Source organism: Bacillus cereus group sp. MYBK227-1, from assembly GCF_051916325.1.
GTDB classification, from domain to species: domain Bacteria; phylum Bacillota; class Bacilli; order Bacillales; family Bacillaceae_G; genus Bacillus_A; species Bacillus_A cereus.
Genome location: NZ_JBQAGK010000006.1, coordinates 104,267 through 127,214, shown reverse-complemented (window position 1 = coordinate 127,214; position 22,948 = coordinate 104,267). Strand labels below are relative to the sequence as shown.

Sequence of the window (22,948 nt, the reverse complement as noted above, 5' to 3'; positions counted from 1 at the left end):
TTGTGCACCGTATGAATGTATTCCTTTTCGTTTGAAACAAAAGTTACATTATAAAACGTTGCGTAAAAATTGTTTTGCCCGTTCATGTGATGGAGCTGAAAAGAATTGTACTGGCGGAGCATCTTCTACAATCTTTCCATCGTCCATAAAGATGACGCGATCAGCTACATCTTTTGCGAAATTCATTTCATGAGTAACAATAACCATTGTCATCCCTTCTTCAGCAAGTTCTTTCATAACTCGCAATACTTCTCCAACAAGTTCAGGGTCTAAAGCTGAGGTAGGCTCATCAAATAGCATAATCTTAGGGCTCATTGCAAGAGCTCGTGCAATGGCAATGCGCTGTTTTTGACCACCTGAAAGAAGATGAGGAGTTACATCCGCTTTATCTTGAAGGCCGACTTTTTGGAGAAGTTGATTTCCAATATCCTGTGCATTTGCTTTCTCTAATTTTTTTACGTGAATAGGTGCTTCTATGATGTTTTCTAGTGAGGTCATATGAGGAAAGAGGTTAAAGTGCTGAAAAACCATACCGACATTTTCACGGACTTTATTTAAATTTGAATGCTTTGGATCAATTCGCTCACCTTGTAAGTGAATTTCGCCTTCATCGTACATTTCTAAAAAGTTAAGACAGCGAAGTAATGTACTTTTACCAGAACCACTGGCACCAATTAAAACAACAACTTCTTTTTCTTTTACTTCTAAATCAATTCCTTTTAACACATCAAGTGAACCGAATGATTTTACTAGATTTCGAACTTGAATCATACAAAACCCCCAGTTAAAAATATATTTTACAAATGTTGCCCTGTATTTCTGTTATTAGTCATAAATTGTCAGAATCCTTTATTTTTTTCGTGCAATTTGATATTCAAAGAAATAATGATTTTTAAAATCTCTATATCCTTCTATAATGAAAATATGGATAATAATATATAGGTAGTATTTATATTGCTTATAAAAAGGGGGAAAGGGAAGATGGAAAAAGAAAGAAAAACATTTTCTTTTGGATTACGTACACAACTTATGCTATTCACTACAGTTTTAGCTTTCATTACATATTCAACAAGTATATTTTTTATTTACGTGATATACGATTATTTTCAAAGTTATGTAAGTCAAACTGTATATAATATTATCGTTATGTTATTAGGGGTAGTATGGTCTGGAATTTTAGCATATGGAGCAGCCGTATTTTTAATTAAACCGCTTCGCAAGTTAGAGGAAGCGGCAAGAAAAGCAGCTGAGGGTGATATTCGTGAAGATGTTCCATTACCGAAGACAGATGATGAAATTAAATCTTTAAGTGTTGCATTTAATATGATGTTAGGAAACTTAAGGGGCATGGTAAAAAATATTGATACAACATTTTCGTATACAAATAATCAAGTACAGCAGATTAGAAAACAAACAGGCGAAGCAACGAGACAAGCGCAAGGTGTATCTGAGACACTTGCAGAGATTTCTTCAGGCGCTGAGCAATCAGCGGCATCAATTCAAGCAATTGTTTCTGCTGTTGATACAACGACTTCTATTGCAAGTGAAGTAGAAGAAAAAGCGAAGCAGTCTGATACATTGTCTTCAGAAATGGTTGAAGCTTTAGGGCATAGTACTCGTGTCTTTACGTCTTTAATTCAAGGTATTCAAACATTGGCAAAAGAAAATGAAGATTCAATGCAAAATGTACAGAAGTTAGAAGAACGAATGAAACAAGTAGAACATATTGTGTCTGTTGTGAGTGCAATTGCTAGCCAAACGAATTTATTAGCACTAAATGCTTCTATTGAGGCAGCTCGCGCAGGAGAGCATGGAAGAGGCTTTGCGGTTGTTGCGGAAGAAGTACGTAAACTTGCTGATGAAAGTGATCATTCTGCAAGAAACATATCGCAGTTATTACGGAATATGCAAGATGAAGTACAACAAGTTGCAATGAAAATGACAGAACAAGTGAAAATAGCTAAAGAAGAGGCGAAACGTGGGGAAGCTACGGAATTAATTTTAAAAGAAATGTCATCAAGTGTTATGGAAGTAGCCGATGCAACTCAGCAAATTAGTAGTTATATGAATGAACAAGTGAGCCACATTCATCAAACAGGAGCACAAACAAAAGCTGTAGCAGCAATTGCTGAAGAAACGTCAGCTGGTTCGCAAGAAGTAGCACGTGTGACGCTACAACAATCTAAAAATATGATAGTAATCGATCAATTATTAAAGGATTTAGAGAAGCAAGCAACTGATTTGAAACAAACAATTGAACGATTTTCAATGTAAAAGGAAGAACAGAATATTGTTCTTCTCTTTTTTATTTAGCTTGATTTAATATTTACAGTTAAACTATGAACGTTTCCGCAACATTCTTTTCTGTCCCTTTCGGATGAAAATTATAGCGAGCTATAATATTAAAAGGGGTGTCTTTTATGAAAAAAGAAAAAAGACAACGGTTAATTAAACAATTTGTAAAGGAGTATGAAATAGATAAGCAAGAAAGATTAGTAGAATTGTTAGCAAAAAAAGATGTATTAGTAACACAAGCTACGGTTTCTCGCGATATTCGTGAGTTAAACTTAACGAAGGTACCTTCTCAAGAAGGATTAATGATATATAAAGTTTTCTCAGAAGAGCATTTACAAACTGATATAAAGTTAAAGAAAAAATTACGAGAAGTTGTTGTAAAAATTGATTGTGTAGATCAATTAATGGTTATTAAAACATTACCTGGTAATGCACATGTTATTGGTGTTTTATTTGATGAGTTAGATTGGAAAGAAAAAATAGGATGTATATGTGGAAATGATACATGCCTTATAATTTCACAGTCGAAATCAGATAGGGAGATTATAGAAGAAAGATTAAATTTAATTATTTAGATGCAAAAATCCTGTTTTTAATAAAATTAAAAACAGGATTTTTGTTTAAATACGGAAGTTAAATATTCAACATATATGCGTAATATATGTATTTTTTATTGAGAAAGCAAGATAGTTTGTTATAAAAATACATATTCGTATGATTTTAAAAAAATAACTTGTTTAATATTTCACAATGATAATGTGGATGCTTTCACAAAGATGAAAGTACAGAGCATTTATTATGTACTTGTAAGACATCAAACATATTTAAAAGGAGGTACAACAAATGAAACATCCGATACATGTTACTTCAGAAATTGGGGAATTACAAACGGTTTTATTAAAACGACCGGGTAAAGAAGTGGAAAACTTGACGCCAGATTATTTGCAGCAATTATTATTTGACGATATTCCATACTTACCAATTATTCAAAAAGAGCATGATTATTTTGCACAAACGTTACGCAATCGGGGTGTTGAAGTTCTTTATTTAGAAAAACTAGCCGCTGAGGCGTTAGTAGATAAAAAACTTCGAGAAGAATTTGTTGATCGTATTTTAAAAGAAGGACAGGCCGACGTAAATGTTGCACATCAAACTTTAAAAGAATATTTACTTTCCTTTTCAAATGAAGAATTAATTCAAAAAATTATGGGCGGTGTACGGAAAAACGAAATTGAAACAAGTAAGAAGACACATTTATATGAATTAATGGAAGATCACTATCCGTTTTACTTAGATCCAATGCCTAATTTATATTTTACTCGTGATCCAGCAGCTAGCGTGGGCGATGGCTTAACGATAAATAAGATGAGAGAACCAGCGCGTAGACGTGAATCATTATTCATGGAGTACATCATTAAATATCATCCAAGATTTGCAAAACATAATGTACCAATCTGGTTAGATCGTGATTATAAATTTCCGATTGAAGGTGGCGACGAGCTAATTTTAAATGAAGAAACAATTGCGATTGGAGTATCTGCTCGTACTTCAGCTAAAGCAATTGAACGTTTAGCTAAAAATCTCTTTAGCCGACAAAATAAAATTAAGAAAGTGTTAGCAATAGAAATTCCAAAATGTCGAGCATTTATGCATTTAGATACAGTATTTACAATGGTTGATTATGACAAGTTTACAATTCACCCAGCCATTCAAGGGCCAAAAGGGAATATGAATATTTATATTTTAGAAAAAGGATCAGATGAGGAAACTCTTAAAATTACACATCGTACTTCTTTAATGGAAGCATTAAAAGAGGTATTAGGCTTAAGTGAATTAGTTCTTATTCCATGTGGAGGAGGAGATGTAATTGCTTCTGCTCGTGAACAATGGAATGATGGCTCGAACACATTAGCAATTGCGCCAGGTGTAGTTGTTACATATGATCGCAACTATGTATCTAATACGTTATTACGTGAACACGGTATAGAAGTGATTGAGGTGCTAAGTTCGGAATTATCTCGTGGTCGTGGGGGTCCACGTTGCATGAGTATGCCAATTGTTCGTAAAGATATTTAGTATAAATAACGGAGAAAGTAGGGATGAATTATGTTAATGACTAGACCAAATTTAAAAGGAAGAAGCTTTCTAGCAGAAAAAGATTTTACACAAGAAGAATTGTTATATTTTCTAGATTTGGCAGCAGAATTAAAAGAGAAAAAGAAAAATGGTATCCCGCATCATTATTTAGAAGGTAAAAATGTAGCGCTCTTATTTGAAAAAACTTCTACTCGTACGCGTTGTGCATTTACAGTAGCATGTACAGATTTAGGGGCAAATCCTGAATATTTAGGGAAAGGTGATATTCAACTTGGGAAAAAAGAATCTGTAGAGGATACAGCAAAAGTGTTAGGGCGTATGTTTGACGGAATTGAGTTTCGTGGATTTAATCATGAAACTGTAGAATCTTTAGCACAAAATTCTGGTGTGCCAGTTTGGAATGGATTAACAGATATGTGGCATCCAACACAAACACTAGCAGATTTATTAACAATTAGAGAACATATAGGGAAATTGAAAAATGTGAAGCTCGTTTACGTTGGCGATGGGCGAAATAATGTTGCTAATAGCTTACTAGTTGGTGGAGCAATCGTTGGAATGGATGTACGTATTTGTACACCGGAATCTTTATGGCCTGCACAAGAAGTAATTGATTTAGCAAAAAAATATAATGAACAAGTAATGATAACAAGTAATGTGGAAGAAGCTGTTGCGAATGCAGATGTAATTTATACAGATGTATGGGTGTCTATGGGGGAAGAAGAAAAATTTGCTGAACGTGTCGAGTTATTGAAACCTTATCAAGTAAATATGAAAATGATTAAAGCAACAGGGAATGAAAACGTGATTTTCTTACATTGTTTACCTGCATTTCATGATGTTGAAACGATGTATGGCGAAGAAGTTTATGAGAAATATGGGTTGAAAGAAATGGAGGTAACTGACGAAGTATTCCGCAGTAAACATTCAAAAGTATTTGATCAAGCTGAAAATAGAATGCATACAATTAAAGCGGTTATGGCAGCTACTTTAGGAAACATGGAGTAAAGAAGAAAGGGAGTCTTCCTTTCTTCTTTCTCCTCCTTTAGACACTATCATTCACTATTGCTTTTGTATTGTTATTGCAATTAAAGAGAGGTGAGTGGAATGGGTGAAGATAAGAAATTAGGGTTGTTGACACTAACGGCTCTTGTAGTTGGGTCTATGATTGGCGGTGGAGCCTTTAATTTAGCGAGTGATATGGCAAAAGGTGCTGGTGCTGGAGCCATTATTATTGGCTGGGTTATAACAGGAATTGGGATGATCGCACTCGGATTATCTTTTCAAAATCTAACTGTAAAACGGCCAGATTTAGATGGTGGTATTTTTAGCTATGCAAAAGCAGGGTTTGGTAATTTTATGGGGTTTAATAGTGCGTGGGGATACTGGCTATCTGCTTGGCTTGGGAATGTAGCTTACGGTACATTATTGTTTTCTTCATTAGGATATTTCTTCCCGATCTTTGAAGGCGGTCAAAATGTAGAATCCATTATTGGTGCAAGCGTATTATTATGGTGTGTTCACATGTTAATTTTACGTGGAGTTCAATCAGCAGCCCTTGTGAATTTAGTAACTACAATCGCAAAATTAGTACCTGTATTTGTATTTATTGTCATAGGAATCTTTGCGTTTCATATTGATACGTTCTTAGATGGATTTTGGGGGCAAACTGGTTCTTTTTCATGGGGAGCAGTTGGCAGCCAAGTTAAAAGTACAATGCTTGTAACTTTATGGGTATTTATTGGGGTAGAAGGGGCTGTTGTTTTATCCAGTCGAGCAAAAAATAGAAGTGATGTAGGGAAAGCAACCGTTATTGGCTTAATTGGTACACTCATCATTTACATTTTAATCACATTATTGTCTCTTGGACTTATGCAGCAAGCAGACATTGCAGGTTTGAAAAATCCGGCTATGGCTTATTTGTTTGAAAGTGTTGTTGGAAAATGGGGTGCTATCTTTATTAATTTAGGTTTAGTCATCTCTGTATTAGGTGCTTGGTTAGGTTGGACTTTGCTCGCTTCTGAAATTCCATATTTAGCGGCTAAAGATGGAGTATTTCCAAAATGGTTCGCAAAAGAAAATAAAAATAAGGCTCCAGTAAATTCATTATGGATAACAAATGGTTTAATACAAATATTCTTGTTAACATTCGTCGTTTCTGATCAGGCGTATAACTTTGCATTCTCTTTAGCATCTTCAGCTATTTTAATCCCATATGCTTTTTCAGCATTTTATCAACTGAAGCATAGCTTAAAGTCTGAAGAAGCAGATCGAAATAAAAATATAATAATTGGCTTGATCGCAAGTATTTATGGAGTGTGGTTAGTTTATGCAGCCGGTTTAGAGTATTTATTATTAACAATGACTTTATATGCGCCAGGTATTTTTATTTTTTACAATGTTCAAAAGCAAAAGAGTTCGAAGCAAATATTTACTCGAGTGGAATTAGCATCATCCGTAGCAATTGGTGCTTTAGCATTCTTTGCGATTTATGGATTAATTACAGGCAGTATTACTTTATAAAGCGCTGTGAAAGCGAAATCAACTGGAGGGCTGGAATATGGCACGAAGAAAAATTGTAGTTGCACTAGGGGGAAATGCGATACAGTCTGGAGAAGCTACTGCGGGAGCGCAGCAAGAAGCGTTGGAAAAAACGGCAGAACAACTTGTGAAAATAATGGAAAATGATGTGGATATAGTAATTGCGCATGGAAATGGCCCACAAGTGGGGAATATTTTATTACAGCAAAAAGCTGCAGAAACGGAAAAGACACCTGCAATGCCATTAGATACTTGTGGGGCAATGAGCCAAGGGATGATTGGATATTGGATGGAAAATGCAATTGAAAAGGCATTGAAAAAACGGAATATAAACAAAGATGTAGCAACGGTTATAACACGTGTTGTTGTGGATAAAAAAGATGAGGCATTTAAAAATCCAACTAAACCAATTGGTCCTTTTTATACAGAAGAAGAGGCCAGAAAATTAATGGATGAAACAAAAGCAGTGTTTAAAGAAGATGCTGGTAGAGGATGGAGACGTGTTGTTCCATCACCGAAGCCTGTAAGTATCCATGAACATAAAGTGATTAATTCTTTGGTCGAAGATGGAAACATAGTGATAGCTGTGGGCGGAGGTGGAATTCCAGTAATTGATTCTGAAGAAGGGTTAAAAGGAACTGAAGCGGTTATCGATAAAGATTTCGCTGCGCAGAAATTAGCAGAATTAGTAGATGCCGATACGCTCGTTATTTTAACTGCAGTTGATTATGTGTATGTAAATTATAATCAACCGAATCAAAAAAAATTAGAGCATGTCACAGTGAATCAATTAGAAGAATATATTGAAGAACAACAATTTGCTGCGGGAAGCATGCTTCCAAAAATCGAAGCTGCTATTAATTTTGTTAATACAAATCCAAAAAGAAAAACGATTATTACGTCTTTAGAAAAAGTATATGAAGCACTAGAAGAAAAAGCCGGTACTATTATTTCAAAACAGAATGTATGCATGTATGTTTAAATTATTATGTACGCTACTTAGTAGTAAAAAAAGAATGAGGTTAATAACTTCATTCTTTTTATTTATTAATATTTTTTGTACTCATTGTTCATAAAGTTTTCATGATGAAATCTGAATATACAAGTTAATTATGATAAAATTCAAATTGAATACGCTTTCTTGATTTTTCGCTCCAACATACAGCAAGAGAGAGGGAATTTTATGAATAGACGGAACGTAGTGAAAGACTTAAAGCAGTTCGAATTATTTGCTCATTTAACAGAAAAAAAATTGAAAGGCTTAACAGAGTTTGTTTATTGGCGAACTTATAAAAAAGGTCAATTTTTATTTTTAGAAGGGGATTCAAGGGAAAGAATTTACTTCATGTTAGATGGTTTTGTAAAGTTAGAGCGGGTTAATCAAAATGGGAACTTATTATACGATGACTATGTAAAGCGGTATTCTATTTTTCCTTATGGTGGTATGTTTACAGACAGAGGATATAACTATACAGCAGAAGCAATGACGGATGTGGAGGTATATTATATTCCAACGGTAATCTTTGAAGATATGGTAAAGTCCAGCAGAACACAATTGATGTACGTTGTTCAGCAATTATCATCTATATTAAAATTGAACGAAAATCGAGTGCAAAATATTACAATTCCTAATGCACAAGATCGTGTTATCCAAACGTTAAATTATTTAATGCAGGATTTAGGAGAACAGAGTGGAGAAAAGATTGTAATTTCATGTCCACTTACAACAATTGAAATATCCAAAATATCTGGAACATCTCGAGAGACAGTTAGCAGCGTATTAAAACAATTAAAAAATGATAGCATTGTTACAATTTTAGATAAAAAAATTACAATACATGATCCAACATATTTTGAAGAAATCTCTATGTGAAAATTGTATATTGATTTTTTAATTCATAGTGTATATTAATAAGGTTCTTTATATATTTATAAGGAACTTTTTTACGTTATCCTCTATAAAAAGATTGTATAGTATGGTAATAATAGCTAAAATCGATAATAAAATAAAAAGTGAAGGGGAGAAAGAATGATTCGTATTGAGTATGATCGATTAGTAGCTATTTGTTACAGTATAGGGGTTTTGTTATTATTAAAAATTCCAAATGATAATGAATTAATTGGGGAAAAACTATTCAATGTCTATAAGATTCCGATACATACGTATGTTTATATGGATTATAAAGTCTCAAATATATTGATTGTTTCTTTCATACTACATGTAATTGCATTTATATTATTTTTAAAATGGCTAGGAAAAAAGGAGTCTAGTACATTTAGAAAAATGAATAAAATAAAAGTAGTAGGTACTAGTATTTTGATTGTAATGATGCCGTTTATTTTAAATACAATCCTCCAGACATTGAATAAAACATGGTATTATGCAGGAAAAACAGGGGTAGAAGCAATAGAATATAAAAAAGAAGATAGCCAGTGTAGAATGGAGAAAAATGGAGAGAATATCCAACCGAAGTGCATTGTTACTTTAAAAAATTATCGTAATCATTCACAAGCATTAAAAGTTGTTTTATATGATAATGCAAACGAGAATTCAAAAAGCTATCCAGTACCGAAACCAGTCTATTTACAAAAACATGAGACAAAGCAATTTGAATTTCAAGTTCCTGTTTCTTATAATAGAGGTATTGAAAAAGATAAAGTACCAAATATTAAATTACATTCATTGCATGAAAATGATACGAAATACAATTAATCTGTAAGTAAAAGTTTATGAGTAGGAGCAAGAATTTGAAACGATATAGAAAATCAACTTGAATCATCCAACATACTGCGAGGTAACGGTATATTGGATGATTTTTTTATGTTATCCCCTTTTTTCACGTATGAAAAGGAGGAATACTTTGTTGGAAATGAAAAACATCACAAGGATCATACATGGTTTTTACTTTACGTAATCTGTGAAAGTTAGAGCCATAATAACTAGTTTGCCAATTTTTAATGTCGATATCGGGCCAGTTCACATAGTCACCTAGTGTATAAGGATCTAAGCTTTCTCGTAAACCTTTAACCCAGCGTATATTTCGATTTTCTTCATCATCGCATTTCCAAGAGGTAATGTATTCTTGAGCAATAATTGCTTTACGATGAAAATAAGCCGTTTCATTCGGCGAAATATTTTCAACAGCACCTATGAGCGATTGATGCCAAATACTAGCATCTTTATTTGGTGCATGAGAAAGAAAGGATTGCATGATTTGAATGCCTTTAAGGGGAATAGGTTTATAGACATAGGAACCAGAGCGCTTGAAATTTTCAGGGATGTTACCTCCATTAAAAAATTCAACAGCCTTTATATAAGGAACTTCTTCTATAAAGAGAGAGGGGCTACCAGTCTCAAGAAGAGGGGATAATAGGGAATGGAGTTCAGAGGGAGAACCGATAAACTCGCCTTGTGCTTCGATTTTATTTCGTTGCTTGGCGAATAATTCGATCGATGAAGTGAGACGTTCATCTATATAAGGTGCCCAGATTTGCCACGCTTGAAATGCAGCAATAAAGTCTTCCCATTCCCATGTAATTGAGAAAATTGATACATTTTTTATCGGGTGGACTCGAAAAGTTAATGAAGTGACAATTCCGAAGTTTCCACCACCGCCACCACGGCATGCCCAAAAAAGGTTAGAGTTCTCTTGTTCATTTGCACGAATGAGTTTGGCACCAAATTTTCCACATGCTTGTACCATTTCCACTTCCATTAATTGATCACATGTTAATCCATATAAGCGCGAAAGCATACCAATGCCACCACCAAGTGCTAATCCAACAATTCCAACGCTTGCACTTGTACCAGCAGGAATTGTAACACCGTAATTCCAAAGTTCTTTATAAACAGTGCCAAGATTTGCACCAGCCTCAATTGTTGCTGTTAATTTCTCTGTATTAACAGTAATGCGATGCATTTCACTCACATCAATAATAAGTCCTCTATTTAAAAGAGAAAAATTTTCATAGCTATGACGTCCACTTCTTAACCGAAATGGTATATGACGTTCACGTGCCCATTTTAAGGCGTTACAGATATCCTTGCTATTTTGACAAAAAACAATAATACAAGGGAGTTTTGGAATACTTAAATTTAAATTCATTCGGGCTACATTGTAGTCAGGATCTGTGGGAACAACGATACGACCTGTTAATTTTGTTTGCTTCAATTTATTACTCCTTTCTAAAATAATCAGAGCTTTTTATTAATATATGAAAAATGTCTGTAATACGCGTGGACAAGGAGAGGTGGAGAATGAGATTTACCTTTGTGAGAAATAAATAAAGCATAAGAATAAAGAATCTACATAGAGTTCAATGAAAACAGTTGCAAACTGTTCATATTTTGTTATGATAGTGTTACGAAAACGTTTGCATAAAATTTCCGATGGGATGCAAAAGGAGAGAATGACTATGAATAAGACATGGTGGAAAGAAGCGGTTGCTTATCAAATTTATCCACGAAGCTTTATGGATTCAAATGGTGATGGTATTGGAGATTTACAAGGTATTATTGCAAAACTGGATTATTTAAAAGATTTAGGTATAGATGTAATTTGGATTTGTCCAATGTATAAGTCGCCTAATGATGATAATGGTTATGATATTAGTGATTATCAAGATATTATGGATGAGTTTGGTACAATGGCAGACTTTGATGCTTTACTAGATGAAGTTCATAAGCGTGATATGAAGCTTATTATTGATTTAGTTATTAATCATACGAGTGATGAACATCCATGGTTTATTGAATCACGTTCATCTAAAGATAATCCGAAGCGTGATTGGTATATTTGGCATGATGGTAAAGATGGTGCGGAGCCAAACAACTGGGAAAGTATTTTTAATGGTTCGGCATGGGAATATGATGAAGAAACAGAACAATATTATTTACATTTATTCTCACGTAAACAACCAGATTTAAACTGGGAGAATAAAGAAGTTCGCGAAGTACTATACGATACGGTTAATTGGTGGCTTGATAAAGGTATTGATGGTTTCCGCGTTGATGCGATCAGTCATATTAAAAAAGAAGAAGGCCTCAAGGATATGCCAAATCCAAAAGGGTTAAAATATGTGCCATCTTTTGATAAACATATGAATGTGAAAGGTATTCAACCTTTATTAGAAGAGCTAAAAGAAAATACATTCTCTAAGTACGATATTATGACTGTTGGTGAAGCAAATGGTGTTAAGATTGAAGATGCTGAGCTTTGGGTTGGAGAAGAGCAAGGTAAGTTCAATATGGTATTCCAATTTGAACATTTAAGTTTATGGGATGCAGAGAAGAAGAAAGACCTTGATGTTGTAGGATTGAAAAAAGTATTAACGAAATGGCAAAAAGGATTAGAAAATAAAGGATGGAACGCTTTATATATTGAGAATCACGATAAACCACGTATCGTTTCAACATGGGGAGATGATAAACAATATTGGCGTGAAAGTGCAACAGCTCTAGGGGCGATGTATTTCTTTATGCACGGTACACCTTTTATTTATCAAGGCCAAGAAATTGGTATGACAAATGTTCAGTTACCAAATATTGAAGATTACGATGATGTAGCAATTAAAAATTTATATCGCGAGAAAATTGCAGAGGGCGTACCACATCAAGATATGATGGAGATTATATGGGCTTCTTGCCGCGATAATTCACGTACACCTATGCAGTGGAATGATGAGATGAATGCTGGTTTCACAACAAGTACACCTTGGTTTAGCATGAATCCAAATTACAAAGAAATTAATGTTGAAAAGCAAAAAAATGAAGAAAAGTCTATTTTCAATTTCTATAAGAAAATGATTGCCCTGAAAAAAGAGCACGATGTACTGAACTATGGTACGTACGATTTACTTTTAGAAGACGATCCACAAATTTATGCATATACACGTACGTTACAGGATGAAAAAGTCATTGTAATTAGTAATATCTCAAAAGAGGAAGCAGTGTATAATGAGGATTTATTTGCACTAGAACGCAAACGTTTGCTTTTAAATAACTATGAAGTTGCGGAACATGAAGAAGTAACAACAATTGCTTTAAAACCTTATGAAACAAGGGTTTATCGCATTTCATAATAAAAAAGGATGCTCTTTGAGCATCTTTTTTTATGAAAAAAAATAAATTTCTATTGCAAAGTGAAAACGCTTTTATTAAAATAGATTTATGAAAACGGTTGCGTAAAGATAAAAATAAAGTAACATAAGGAATCGTTTTCATAAAGGGAACAGAAATTATAATTTAAATCATTATGTTGTTATAAATAAAGGGGAGGAAGAACAGATGAAAATTACGTCTTTTGATTTTTGGCAAAAGTTCGGGAAAGCGTTATTAGTTGTTGTAGCCGTAATGCCAGCAGCTGGTTTAATGATTTCCATCGGTAAGTTAATTGGTATGTCTGCTGGGGATGTTAACGCAGTTCATACAATTGCTCGCGTAATGGAAGACATCGGTTGGGCAATCATTACAAATCTACACATCTTATTCGCAGTAGCAATTGGGGGATCTTGGGCGAAGGATCGTGCAGGTGGTGCATTTGCAGCGCTATTAGCATTCGTCTTAACAAACCGAATTACAGGAGCTATATTTGGCGTAAACGCTCAAATGTTAGCGGATTCAAAAGCGACAGTTTCTTCAGTAATAGCAGGAGATTTACTTGTAAAAGATTACTTTACTTCTGTACTTGGTGCACCAGCATTAAACATGGGAGTTTTCGTGGGGATTATCACAGGTTTCTTAGGAGCTAATCTATATAACAAATATTATAACTATAATAAACTGCCACAGGCATTAGCATTCTTTAATGGAAAACGATTTGTACCATTCGTTGTAATTCTTTGGTCTACAGTTACTGCGATTGTATTATCACTTCTATGGCCATTCATCCAAAGTGGGTTAAATGAATTTGGTCGCTGGATTGCAGCTTCAAAAGATAGTGCACCAGTTGTTGCACCGTTTGTATATGGAACGTTAGAGCGTTTATTATTACCATTTGGTTTACACCATATGTTAACGATTCCGATGAACTATACAGAGCTAGGCGGAACATATACGATGCTAACTGGTTCAAAAGTTGGACAAGTTGTAGCAGGACAAGATCCATTATGGCTTGCATGGATTACAGATTTAAATAATTTATTGGCAAATGGAGATACGAAGGCATATAACGATTTATTAAATAACGTTGTACCAGCTCGTTTCAAAGCTGGACAAGTTATCGGCTCAACAGCAGCGTTAATGGGGATTGCATTTGCGATGTTCCGTAACGTTGATAAAGAAAAGCGTGCAAAATATAAACCAATGTTTTTATCAGCAGCATTAGCAGTATTCTTAACAGGTGTAACAGAACCAATTGAATTCATGTTCATGTTTATTGCTCCAGTATTATATGTTGTATATGCTATTACAACAGGACTTGCATTCGCGCTAGCTGATTTAATTAACTTACGTGTTCATGCATTTGGATTTATTGAGTTAATTACTCGTACGCCAATGATGGTTAACGCAGGTTTAACAAGAGACTTAATCAACTTTGTTATTGTTTCATTAGTGTTCTTCGGTCTTAACTTTACACTATTTAATTTCTTAATTAAAAAATTCAATTTACCAACACCAGGGCGTGCAGGTAACTATATTGATAATGAAGATGAGGCATCAGAAGGAACAGGAAATGTACAAGACGGTTCATTAGCAACAAAAGTTATCGATTTATTAGGTGGAAAAGAAAATATTGCTGACGTAGATGCTTGTATGACGCGCTTACGTGTAACAGTAAAAGATTTAGATGTTGTTGCACCAGAAGCACAGTGGAAACAAAATGGTGCTTTAGGGCTTATTGTAAAAGACAAAGGTGTACAAGCGGTATATGGTCCGAAAGCTGACGTATTAAAGTCAGACATTCAAGATATGTTAGGTGCGTAATAATATGAAATTGCTAACTTTAAACTGTCATTCTTGGCAAGAAGAGAATCAAATAGAAAAGATACAATACCTTGCTAAAGTAATTCAAGAAGAAGAGTACGATGTCATCGCATTGCAAGAAGTAAGTCAGTCCATACAAGCTGAAAATGTATGCGGTAACAAGAAAAAAGATAATTTTGGACTTTTACTATTAGAAGAGTTAAAAGCGCTACATGTAAAAGATTACAATATTACTTGGGATTTCTCTCATATTGGTTATGACGTGTACGAAGAAGGATTAGCGATTATAACGAAGCATAATATTATAAAAGAAGATACGTTCTTCATTTCAGAAAACGAGGATACAACGTATTGGAAAACGCGTAAAATTGTAAGTACAACAATTGCTTATAATGGTAAGGATATAACGTTTTACTCTTGTCATCTCGGTTGGTGGAATGATGAAGAAGAGTCATTCAAAGGTCAAGTCGATCGTTTGATGGAGCGTGTAGATAGAAATAAGCTCGCCTTCTTAATGGGGGATTTTAATAACAATGCTCGATTGAAAGGCGAAGGTTATGAGTATATGATGCAAAAAGGGTTGTATGACACATATGAATTAGCAATAGAGAAGGATGAAGGAACGACTGTCCAAGGTGAGATTGCTGGTTGGGATGAAAATAAACATAATTTGCGAATCGATCTAATATTGTGTAACCAAAGTAAAAAAGTTCATTCTTCAAAAGTTATTTTTAATGGTACAAACAGAAATGTAATTTCAGATCATTTCGGTGTAGAGGTTCAATTGGATATATAATAGAAGAAATCCTCACAGAGAATAAAAGCTGTGAGGATTTTTTTTAGGAATACAAGTATTTCCAAGAGAAAATACTTGTATTTTTTATGACATTTCATATATATTTGTTATTATTGAATGTAAAACCGATTTGGTCATTTTGTATTCATACTTTGACTCACTTCGTTATATAATGAAGTAAGTGAAAGTTAATGGGAAAAAATAGTACGTTTTTGGTTAATACACGATGTAGAAAGTGATATAATTGCAAAATGTATGTATCATTTTCTAAAGAAGGAAAAATATATAATTAGGTGATAACTTCTATGAAACAGATTTGGCGTATTTATAAGACAGATTTACGGAATGTAGCCAAACATTGGGCTGCAATTGTTATTGTTTTAGGATTAATGATTTTACCATCGTTATATGCATGGTTTAACATTAAAGCTTCTTGGGATCCATATGGAAATACAAAAGAGGTTCCCATTGCAGTTTCTAACCAAGATGCAGGTTCTAATTTAAGAGGGAAAGATATCAATATCGGGGACGAGATTGTAGATTCTCTGAAGAAAAACAAAAATCTTGGTTGGAAGTTTGTAGACGAAAAGCAGGCAATTTACGGAGTTGAACGCGGGGATTACTACGCAAGCATTACAATCCCAAAAGACTTCTCTGAAAAAATTGCAACTGTTCTGGATGAAAATCCACAGAAACCAGAACTTGATTACTATGTAAATGAAAAGGTAAATGCGATTGCACCGAAAATTACAGCAAAAGGTGCATCAGGTATTACGGAAGAAATTAGTAAAAACTTCGTTAAAACAGCGAACGGTGAGATTTTTAAAATCTTCAATGACCTTGGAATCGATTTAGAAACAAACTTACCAAGTATCGAGAAAGTAAAAGATCTTGTCTTTAAGTTAGAAGCGCAGTTCCCAGAAATGAATACATTGATGGATAAGGCGTTAGATGATGCGACTCGAGCAGAGGATATTGTGAAAGTGGCGCAAAAAGATTTACCTGTTGTAGAGAGTATCATAAATGATGGGCAGGAAGCATTGGCGAATTTAGATAAGTTCTTTGCAAGACAAGATCAAACATTAAAAAATGCTCCAGGGACGATAAGAAATGATTTAGTAGCAGCAAAAGGCGTTATGGATAGTGCAGCTGCATTTACTGACTTTTTAATGAATCCAGGTGTAGAACTAAATATTCCTGACTTGTCTGGAATGAATGGATTACCTGAATTCCCAGCGAGACCAGATCTTTCTAAGTTGAATAGTGATGGTTATAAGAGTATAGCGCAAAATATTAATCAAACAGTAAATAATGTTTTAAGTTCATCACGTGCAGGAACAGCTTATGGGAAAAGTGTTTTAAATGGATTGCAAAATGGTCAGTTTAATCCAGAACAAGCAAAGAGAGATTTAAATGCGGTATCAGAACGATTACAAACTGGTACAGATGGTATTTCATATCTTATTAATTTCTTTACTGAACTTCAAAAATCGGCGACTACTGATTTTGGTCAAAGCTTTTTCAAAGGGCGAGTGGATCACTTAACTAATGTTAAAAAAGGTATGGAAAATGCAAATAACGGTATTAAAGATATTGTAAATGTTATTGGCAAAGGACAAGAAGTAAAGAAAGATGTAACAGATGTAGCGAATCAAAAATTAGATGCAGCAAATGGATTAATTGATCAAGCTGAAAAAGATTATAATGAAACGTTTGTAGCAGATTATAAAAAAGCAGTTAGCACAGTCGATCAAGCTAAAGTTGATGCAAATGCAGTATATGATAATGCAAAAGCAGATTACGATAAAGTAAAAAATGGTATTGAGGGTGCAAAAGCAGATTTACAGAAAGCAAAAGAAGATGTACAAAATAGAGGTATTAACGGTTTAGATTCAACGAAAGTAGCTTTAAATAGCTTAAATGGTCAATTCCAATCTGGAATCGGTTTAATTGATGATATGATTCCAGTTCTAGAAAGTACAAATAAGGTTTTAGCGGATGTAAATAGTGATAAAAACCTTAATAATGGAATCGCAAAATTAAACAAAGCGAAAAGTAATCTGCAAAAAGGTGTAGATGCAACGAATAAGGGGATTACACTTCTTAACAATGGCCAGAAACCTACAAAAGATGTAATTGAAAGTATTAACAACGCTGCGAAGGGCGGATCAGCTCAATTAACAGATGTATTATCGACGTATGATTCAGAAATTGTACCTAATTTCAATACAGCAATTGCTCGTACAAAAGAGATGTCGAAAAATACAACTCAAATTTTAAATGATGCAGACAAAAAGCTTCCAGATGTTAAAAAATTACTAGAAGATTCATCAAAAGGCTTAGTAGACGGGAAAAAGAAATTAGCAGATATTAAAGCTGAAATGCCGGAGACTGAGAAAAAGATTAAAGAATTAGCAGATAAAATTCGTGATTTTGAATCTGAAGAGGATTTAAAAGACATCATACGTTTATTGAAAAATGATGTTGAAAAGCAAAGCGATTACTTTGCGAATCCAGTAAATTTAAAAGAAAATAAATTATTTGCGATGCCGAATTACGGTTCAGCGATGTCACCATTCTATACAGTGCTTGCATTATGGGTAGGCGCATTATTAATGGTTTCATTATTAACGGTAGAAGTACACGAAGAGGGCGCGAATTATAAGAGCCATGAAATTTACTTCGGACGTTTATTAACATTCTTAACGATAGGTCTTTCACAAGCGTTTATCGTATCGATGGGAGATATATTCTTACTCGGTACGTACGTAGTCGATAAGTTCTGGTTTGTGTTATTTAGTTTATTTATTGGAGGAGTCTTCGTTTGTATCGTATACTCACTCGTTTCTATTTTCGGAAACGTTGGGAAATCGATGGCGATCATTTTACTTGTACTACAAGTAGCAGGATCGGGCGGAACATTCCCAATCCAAATGACACCAGCGTTCTTCCAAGCGATTTATCCGTTCTTACCATTCACATACGCAATTAGCGCAATTCGTGAAACAGTTGGCGGAATGCTTTGGGATATCGTAACGCGAGATTTACTTGTGTTAAGTGCTTTCGTAGTAGTTATGATTGTTGCTGCGTTATTACTGAAAACACCAATTAACAAATCAAGTGAAAAATTTGTTGAGAATGCAAAAGGAAGTAAAATCATTCACTAAAATAAAAGGTTCCTACCGATAGAGGTAGGAACCTTTTTGTTTAATCAAATTTTAATTTTTTTAATGCTTCTGCGAATGGGTTATTTAATGGTTCTTCTTCTTTTTTCTGTTGTTTCATATATTTTTGAACGTCGCGTTTATCGGCTTTGTTTCCAGATTCTTTTTTACGTCGTTCTTGGAATGTTGATAATTTCTCACGATAGCCACATTTACATGCGAAAATTTGGCCTGCACCCTCACCACGTAATTCTAGTTTCTTCTTACATTGCGGACAGCGAGCGTTTGTTGTACGAGATACATTTTTACGATGACCACATTCACGATCTTGGCATACGAGCATTTTTCCCTTTTTGCCGTTTACTTCTAGCATTGGTTTACCGCAGTCTGGACAAGACTTCGTTGAAATGTTGTCATGTTTATATTTTTTATCACTCGATTTAATTTCAGAAACAATTTCTTTCGTATAGTTCTTCATTTCCGAAATGAATACTTCTTTCTTTAATTTTCCTTTTGCAATTGCTTCAAGTTTTTGTTCCCACTCACCAGTTAGTGTAGGTGATTTTAATTCTTCTGGTACTAAATCAAGTAATTGACGACCTTTTGATGTAATGTGAATATCTTTACCACGTTTTTCAATTAAGAAAGAATTGAAAAGTTTGTCGATAATATCTGCACGTGTCGCTACAGTACCTAATCCACCAGTCGATTTTAACGTATCAGCAAGTTGTTTATTTTGCGTATCCATATATTTTGTAGGATTCTCCATTGCTGAAAGTAAAGTTGCTTCATTAAAGCGTGCAGGTGCTTTCGTTTGACCTGATGTTTGCATAAGTAACTTTACAGTTAATGTATCGCCCTTTTCAATGTGAGGTAGAATCTGCTCTTTTACGTCATCAGTTACATCATCGTCTTCAAATCGATTTTCGTATACTTCCTTCCAACCAGCATATAAAATCGTTTTTCCGCGTGCAATGAATGTTTCATTGCCGACCTTTGTGCGTAACGTTAGTTGTTCGTATTCGAATGCTGGGAATAAAACAGCTAAGAAACGTTTTACAACTAAATCATAAATTTTGCGTTCTTTATCTGTGAATGCTGAGAAGTTAACGTATCCTTCTGTTGGAATAATCGCATGATGATCGCTTACTTTACTATCATCAACAAATGATTTGTTAGGTTTGATAGGCTTTTGTAATACTTTATGTGCGAAGGGACGGTATTCTCCAACACCACATGCTTTTAGACGTTCTGGAAGTGTTCCAACGATATCAGATGAAATGTAGCGTGAATCTGTACGAGGGTACGTTAGTACTTTATGCTGTTCATACAATTTTTGCATAATATTTAATGTTTCTTTAGCAGAGTAACCGAACTTTTTATTTGCATCACGTTGCAATTCAGTTAAATCGTAAAGACCAGGAGAGAATAACTTCTTCTGTTTCTTATCAATTTCCACAACAGTAGCATTTTGTTTATCTAAACTTTTTACAATACCATCGATTTTTTCTTTATTAAAACTACGGCTATTGCCATTTGCATCTTGCCAAGTAAGTTTGAGCTTCTCCATTGTTTGAGCTTCGATGCCGTAGTAAGTTTGTGCTTTGAAGTTCTTTATTTCATCCTCACGACTAGCAATCATAGCAACAGTAGGGGTTTGTACACGGCCACAATTTAACTGGGCATTAAAGCGAGTCGTTAAAGCACGGGTTGCATTAAGACCGATATACCAGTCAGCTTCTGAACGCGCAACTGCTGAAGCGTATAAATTGTCATAGGCTTTACCTGGTTTTAAATTTGCAAAACCATCTTTAATTGCTTTATCGGTTACAGAAGAAATCCATAAACGTTTGATTGGTTTATTTAGCTTAACTTTATCGATAATCCAGCGTGCGACTAATTCCCCTTCACGTCCAGCGTCTGTTGCTACAATAATTTCATTTACATCTTTTCTAAGTAGCTGACTTTTTACAGCATTAAATTGTTTACCAGTTTGTTTAATAACCGTTAATTTCAAACGCTCAGGTAGCATCGGTAAATCTTCTAAATTCCACTTTTTATATTTCACATCATAACTTTCTGGATCTGCTAATGTAACGAGATGACCTAAAGCCCAAGTTACAATATATTTACTACCTTCAAGATAGCCGTTTCCTTTTTTATCACACTTCAGTACACGAGCAATATCTCGTGCAACGGAAGGTTTTTCAGCGATTACAACGCTTTTTGACATATTAAAAACATCCTTTCAAATTTCCATAAGTTAAATATAGCATACATCTTCTTGAGATTCAGTTTCGCTCCATATTTCAGCTGTTTTTAATGGAGTTAACAAAATCCCAACTGATTAAAGTTTCACTTTATCAGTTGCTTCTACAGTAAATAGAAAAGTAAAGAACTTGTTATTTTACTAGAATAAGAGTAGACTTTGAAGTAGATGAATAAGAAACACATGGGAGTTTGTGGATACAAACTGAGAGTATGGCTACTAGTCCGTCATTGACCATTTGAACCTGTTGGATAATGCCAGCGTAGGGAGAGTGTAAAAGCACATATTCAGGCACTTTGCGTACGCGCAAAGTGTCTTTTTGTGTATCTCCCATCATTATAGTTAGGAGATGAAAAGGATGAATATGAAAGAAATTAGTAAAGTAGTGGATTTGGTGAGAGAATCTAATCCGCTTGTTCATAATATTACAAATGTTGTTGTAACAAATTTTACTGCTAATGGTTTGTTGGCACTTGGGGCATCGCCTGTAATGGCGTATGCAAAAGAAGAAGTAGCAGAAATGGCTAGCATTGCTGGAGCGTTAGTATTAAATATGGGGACACTTCGTCCTGAAGAAGTAGAAGCGATGTTACTCGCGGGTAAATCAGCAAATGCGAACAATGTGCCAGTACTATTTGATCCAGTTGGTGCAGGAGCAACTTCGTATCGAACAGAAGTTGCGAGACATATTCCGGCTGAAATTGATTTAGCAATTATCCGCGGAAATGCAGCTGAAATAGCAAATGTTATTAATGAGAAATGGGAAATTAAAGGGGTAGACGCTGGTACTGGAAATGGCGATGTTGTAAGTATTGCAAGGCAGGCAGCAGATGAACTAAATACAGTTGCGGTCATTACTGGAAAAGAAGATGTTGTTACAGATGGAGAGAGAACTATTGTTATTCGAAATGGTCACCCTATTTTAACGAAAGTTACGGGAACAGGTTGTTTACTAACTTCTGTAATAGGAGCATTTGTAGCAGTGGAAAAAGATTATGTAAAAGCAGCAGTAGCAGCATTAACGTTTTATGGTGCAGCTTCGGAACTGGCAGCTGCTAAGACCGTGGAAAAGGGACCTGGTAGTTTCCAAATTGAATTTTTAAATCAGTTAGCGAATACTACTTCTAGTGATATTGAGAAATATGGAAAGATTGAGGAGTTAGAGTAAGAGGGAGTGAAAGAAATGGCACGCATTGAAATAGATAAAATGTCTAAGCTATTGCAAGTGTATTTTATTATGGGAAGTAATAACTGCACGAGGGATCCTTTAGCTGTATTGAAAGAAGCGTTAGATGGTGGAGTGACAATTTTTCAGTTTCGCGAGAAGGGAGAAGGTTCTTTAATCGGAGAAGATAGAGTGCGCTTTGCAAAAGAATTGCAGACGCTTTGTAAGGAATATAGTGTTCCTTTCATTTTAAATGATGATGTAGAATTAGCCATTGAATTAGATGCAGATGGTGTTCATGTAGGACAAGATGATGAAGGAATTACATCTGTTCGTGAAAAAATGGGAGATAAAATTATCGGTGTATCTGCTCATACAATTAAAGAAGCACGCTTTGCAATCGAAAATGGAGCAGATTATTTAGGCGTTGGACCTATTTTCCCAACGAGTACGAAAAAAGATACGAAAGTGGTTCAAGGAACGAAAGGATTAGCTTATTTTAGAGAACAAGGAATTACAGTGCCAATCGTTGGTATTGGTGGGATTACAATTGAAAATACAGCGGCAGTTATAGAAGCGGGTGCGGACGGTGTTTCAGTTATTTCAGCAATTAGTTTAGCTGAATCTGCGTATGAAAGTACGAGAAAATTAGCTGAAGAAGTAAAGAGAAGTTTGTAGGGAAGGACGTGTAGTATTT

General features: G+C 34.6%; 16 protein-coding genes, 2 pseudogenes and 1 riboswitch. Of the genes and pseudogenes, 15 read left to right on the top strand and 3 right to left on the bottom strand.

All coding sequences use genetic code 11. From position 1 onward, the window contains the following. Window positions 1-48: 48 nt before the first annotated feature. Window positions 49-771 (bottom strand): amino acid ABC transporter ATP-binding protein, encoded by a 723-nt coding sequence (locus ACTFRM_RS23905; protein ID WP_000616928.1) that lies wholly within the window; start codon window positions 769-771, stop codon window positions 49-51. Between the two features lie 210 nt (window positions 772-981). Between ACTFRM_RS23905 and ACTFRM_RS23900 the strand changes: the two are divergent. From ACTFRM_RS23900 to ACTFRM_RS23860, 9 genes and pseudogenes are all read left to right on the top strand, one after another. Next, a pseudogene (locus ACTFRM_RS23900) lies at window positions 982-1,332 on the top strand (HAMP domain-containing protein); the annotation flags it as partial. Window positions 1,333-1,701: 369 nt separating this feature from the next. Further along, a pseudogene (locus ACTFRM_RS23895) lies at window positions 1,702-2,274 on the top strand (methyl-accepting chemotaxis protein); the annotation flags it as partial. Window positions 2,275-2,420: 146 nt separating this feature from the next. Beyond that, a complete protein-coding gene (gene argR, locus ACTFRM_RS23890) occupies window positions 2,421-2,870 on the top strand; it encodes an arginine repressor (protein ID WP_000711826.1) in 450 nt (149 codons plus the stop codon). Between the two features lie 268 nt (window positions 2,871-3,138). Beyond that, a complete protein-coding gene (gene arcA / locus ACTFRM_RS23885; RefSeq protein ID WP_000682331.1) occupies window positions 3,139-4,371 on the top strand; it encodes an arginine deiminase in 1,233 nt (410 codons plus the stop codon). Window positions 4,372-4,401: 30 nt separating this feature from the next. Further along, window positions 4,402-5,400, top strand: a complete 999-nt coding sequence (gene argF, locus ACTFRM_RS23880; RefSeq protein ID WP_000930289.1) for an ornithine carbamoyltransferase — start codon at window positions 4,402-4,404, stop codon at window positions 5,398-5,400. A 99-nt stretch (window positions 5,401-5,499) separates the two neighbouring features. Further along, window positions 5,500-6,915, top strand: coding sequence for an arginine-ornithine antiporter (gene arcD, locus ACTFRM_RS23875; protein WP_000503422.1), 1,416 nt, complete (start codon window positions 5,500-5,502; stop codon window positions 6,913-6,915). Between the two features lie 37 nt (window positions 6,916-6,952). Then, the gene (gene arcC / locus ACTFRM_RS23870; protein ID WP_000113951.1) at window positions 6,953-7,915 is read left to right on the top strand and encodes a carbamate kinase; all 963 of its coding nucleotides are present in this window, start codon (window positions 6,953-6,955) and stop codon (window positions 7,913-7,915) included. Window positions 7,916-8,116: 201 nt separating this feature from the next. Next, window positions 8,117-8,806 carry a Crp/Fnr family transcriptional regulator gene (locus tag ACTFRM_RS23865; RefSeq protein WP_001081905.1) on the top strand — a complete coding sequence of 230 codons (690 nt, stop codon included), beginning with the start codon at window positions 8,117-8,119 and terminating at the stop codon, window positions 8,804-8,806. A gap of 156 nt (window positions 8,807-8,962) precedes the next feature. Beyond that, window positions 8,963-9,646: a hypothetical protein gene (locus ACTFRM_RS23860; RefSeq protein WP_000619186.1), complete on the top strand. Its 684-nt coding sequence runs from the start codon at window positions 8,963-8,965 to the stop codon at window positions 9,644-9,646. A gap of 124 nt (window positions 9,647-9,770) precedes the next feature. Here ACTFRM_RS23860 and ACTFRM_RS23855 read toward each other — a convergent pair whose 3' ends face one another. Beyond that, window positions 9,771-11,105 (bottom strand): FAD-dependent oxidoreductase, encoded by a 1,335-nt coding sequence (locus ACTFRM_RS23855; RefSeq protein ID WP_000814909.1) that lies wholly within the window; start codon window positions 11,103-11,105, stop codon window positions 9,771-9,773. Between the two features lie 244 nt (window positions 11,106-11,349). On the opposite strand from ACTFRM_RS23855, the gene ACTFRM_RS23850 reads away from it, so the two are divergent. The 4 genes from ACTFRM_RS23850 (at window position 11,350) to ACTFRM_RS23835 (ending at window position 18,820) form a co-directional block, all read left to right on the top strand. Then, window positions 11,350-13,014: a glycoside hydrolase family 13 protein gene (locus ACTFRM_RS23850; protein ID WP_001044709.1), complete on the top strand. Its 1,665-nt coding sequence runs from the start codon at window positions 11,350-11,352 to the stop codon at window positions 13,012-13,014. A 205-nt stretch (window positions 13,015-13,219) separates the two neighbouring features. Further along, window positions 13,220-14,857 (top strand): PTS transporter subunit IIBC, encoded by a 1,638-nt coding sequence (locus ACTFRM_RS23845; RefSeq protein ID WP_000705569.1) that lies wholly within the window; start codon window positions 13,220-13,222, stop codon window positions 14,855-14,857. Between the two features lie 4 nt (window positions 14,858-14,861). Further along, entirely contained in the window at window positions 14,862-15,653 is a 792-nt protein-coding gene (locus ACTFRM_RS23840) for an endonuclease/exonuclease/phosphatase family protein (RefSeq protein ID WP_000771996.1), read from the top strand. 305 nt (window positions 15,654-15,958) lie between these two features. Beyond that, window positions 15,959-18,820, top strand: coding sequence for a YhgE/Pip domain-containing protein (locus ACTFRM_RS23835; protein ID WP_000810065.1), 2,862 nt, complete (start codon window positions 15,959-15,961; stop codon window positions 18,818-18,820). A 40-nt stretch (window positions 18,821-18,860) separates the two neighbouring features. On the opposite strand, the gene topB is transcribed toward ACTFRM_RS23835, so the two are convergent. Further along, window positions 18,861-21,050, bottom strand: coding sequence for a DNA topoisomerase III (topB, locus tag ACTFRM_RS23830; protein ID WP_000047295.1), 2,190 nt, complete (start codon window positions 21,048-21,050; stop codon window positions 18,861-18,863). A 209-nt stretch (window positions 21,051-21,259) separates the two neighbouring features. Further along, window positions 21,260-21,372, top strand: a riboswitch (TPP riboswitch). Between the two features lie 72 nt (window positions 21,373-21,444). Between topB and thiM the strand changes: the two genes are divergently transcribed. After that, entirely contained in the window at window positions 21,445-22,254 is an 810-nt protein-coding gene (gene thiM, locus ACTFRM_RS23825; RefSeq protein WP_001056092.1) for a hydroxyethylthiazole kinase, read from the top strand. A gap of 15 nt (window positions 22,255-22,269) precedes the next feature. Beyond that, window positions 22,270-22,929: a thiamine phosphate synthase gene (gene thiE / locus ACTFRM_RS23820; protein ID WP_440043630.1), complete on the top strand. Its 660-nt coding sequence runs from the start codon at window positions 22,270-22,272 to the stop codon at window positions 22,927-22,929. Window positions 22,930-22,948 lie beyond the last annotated feature (19 nt).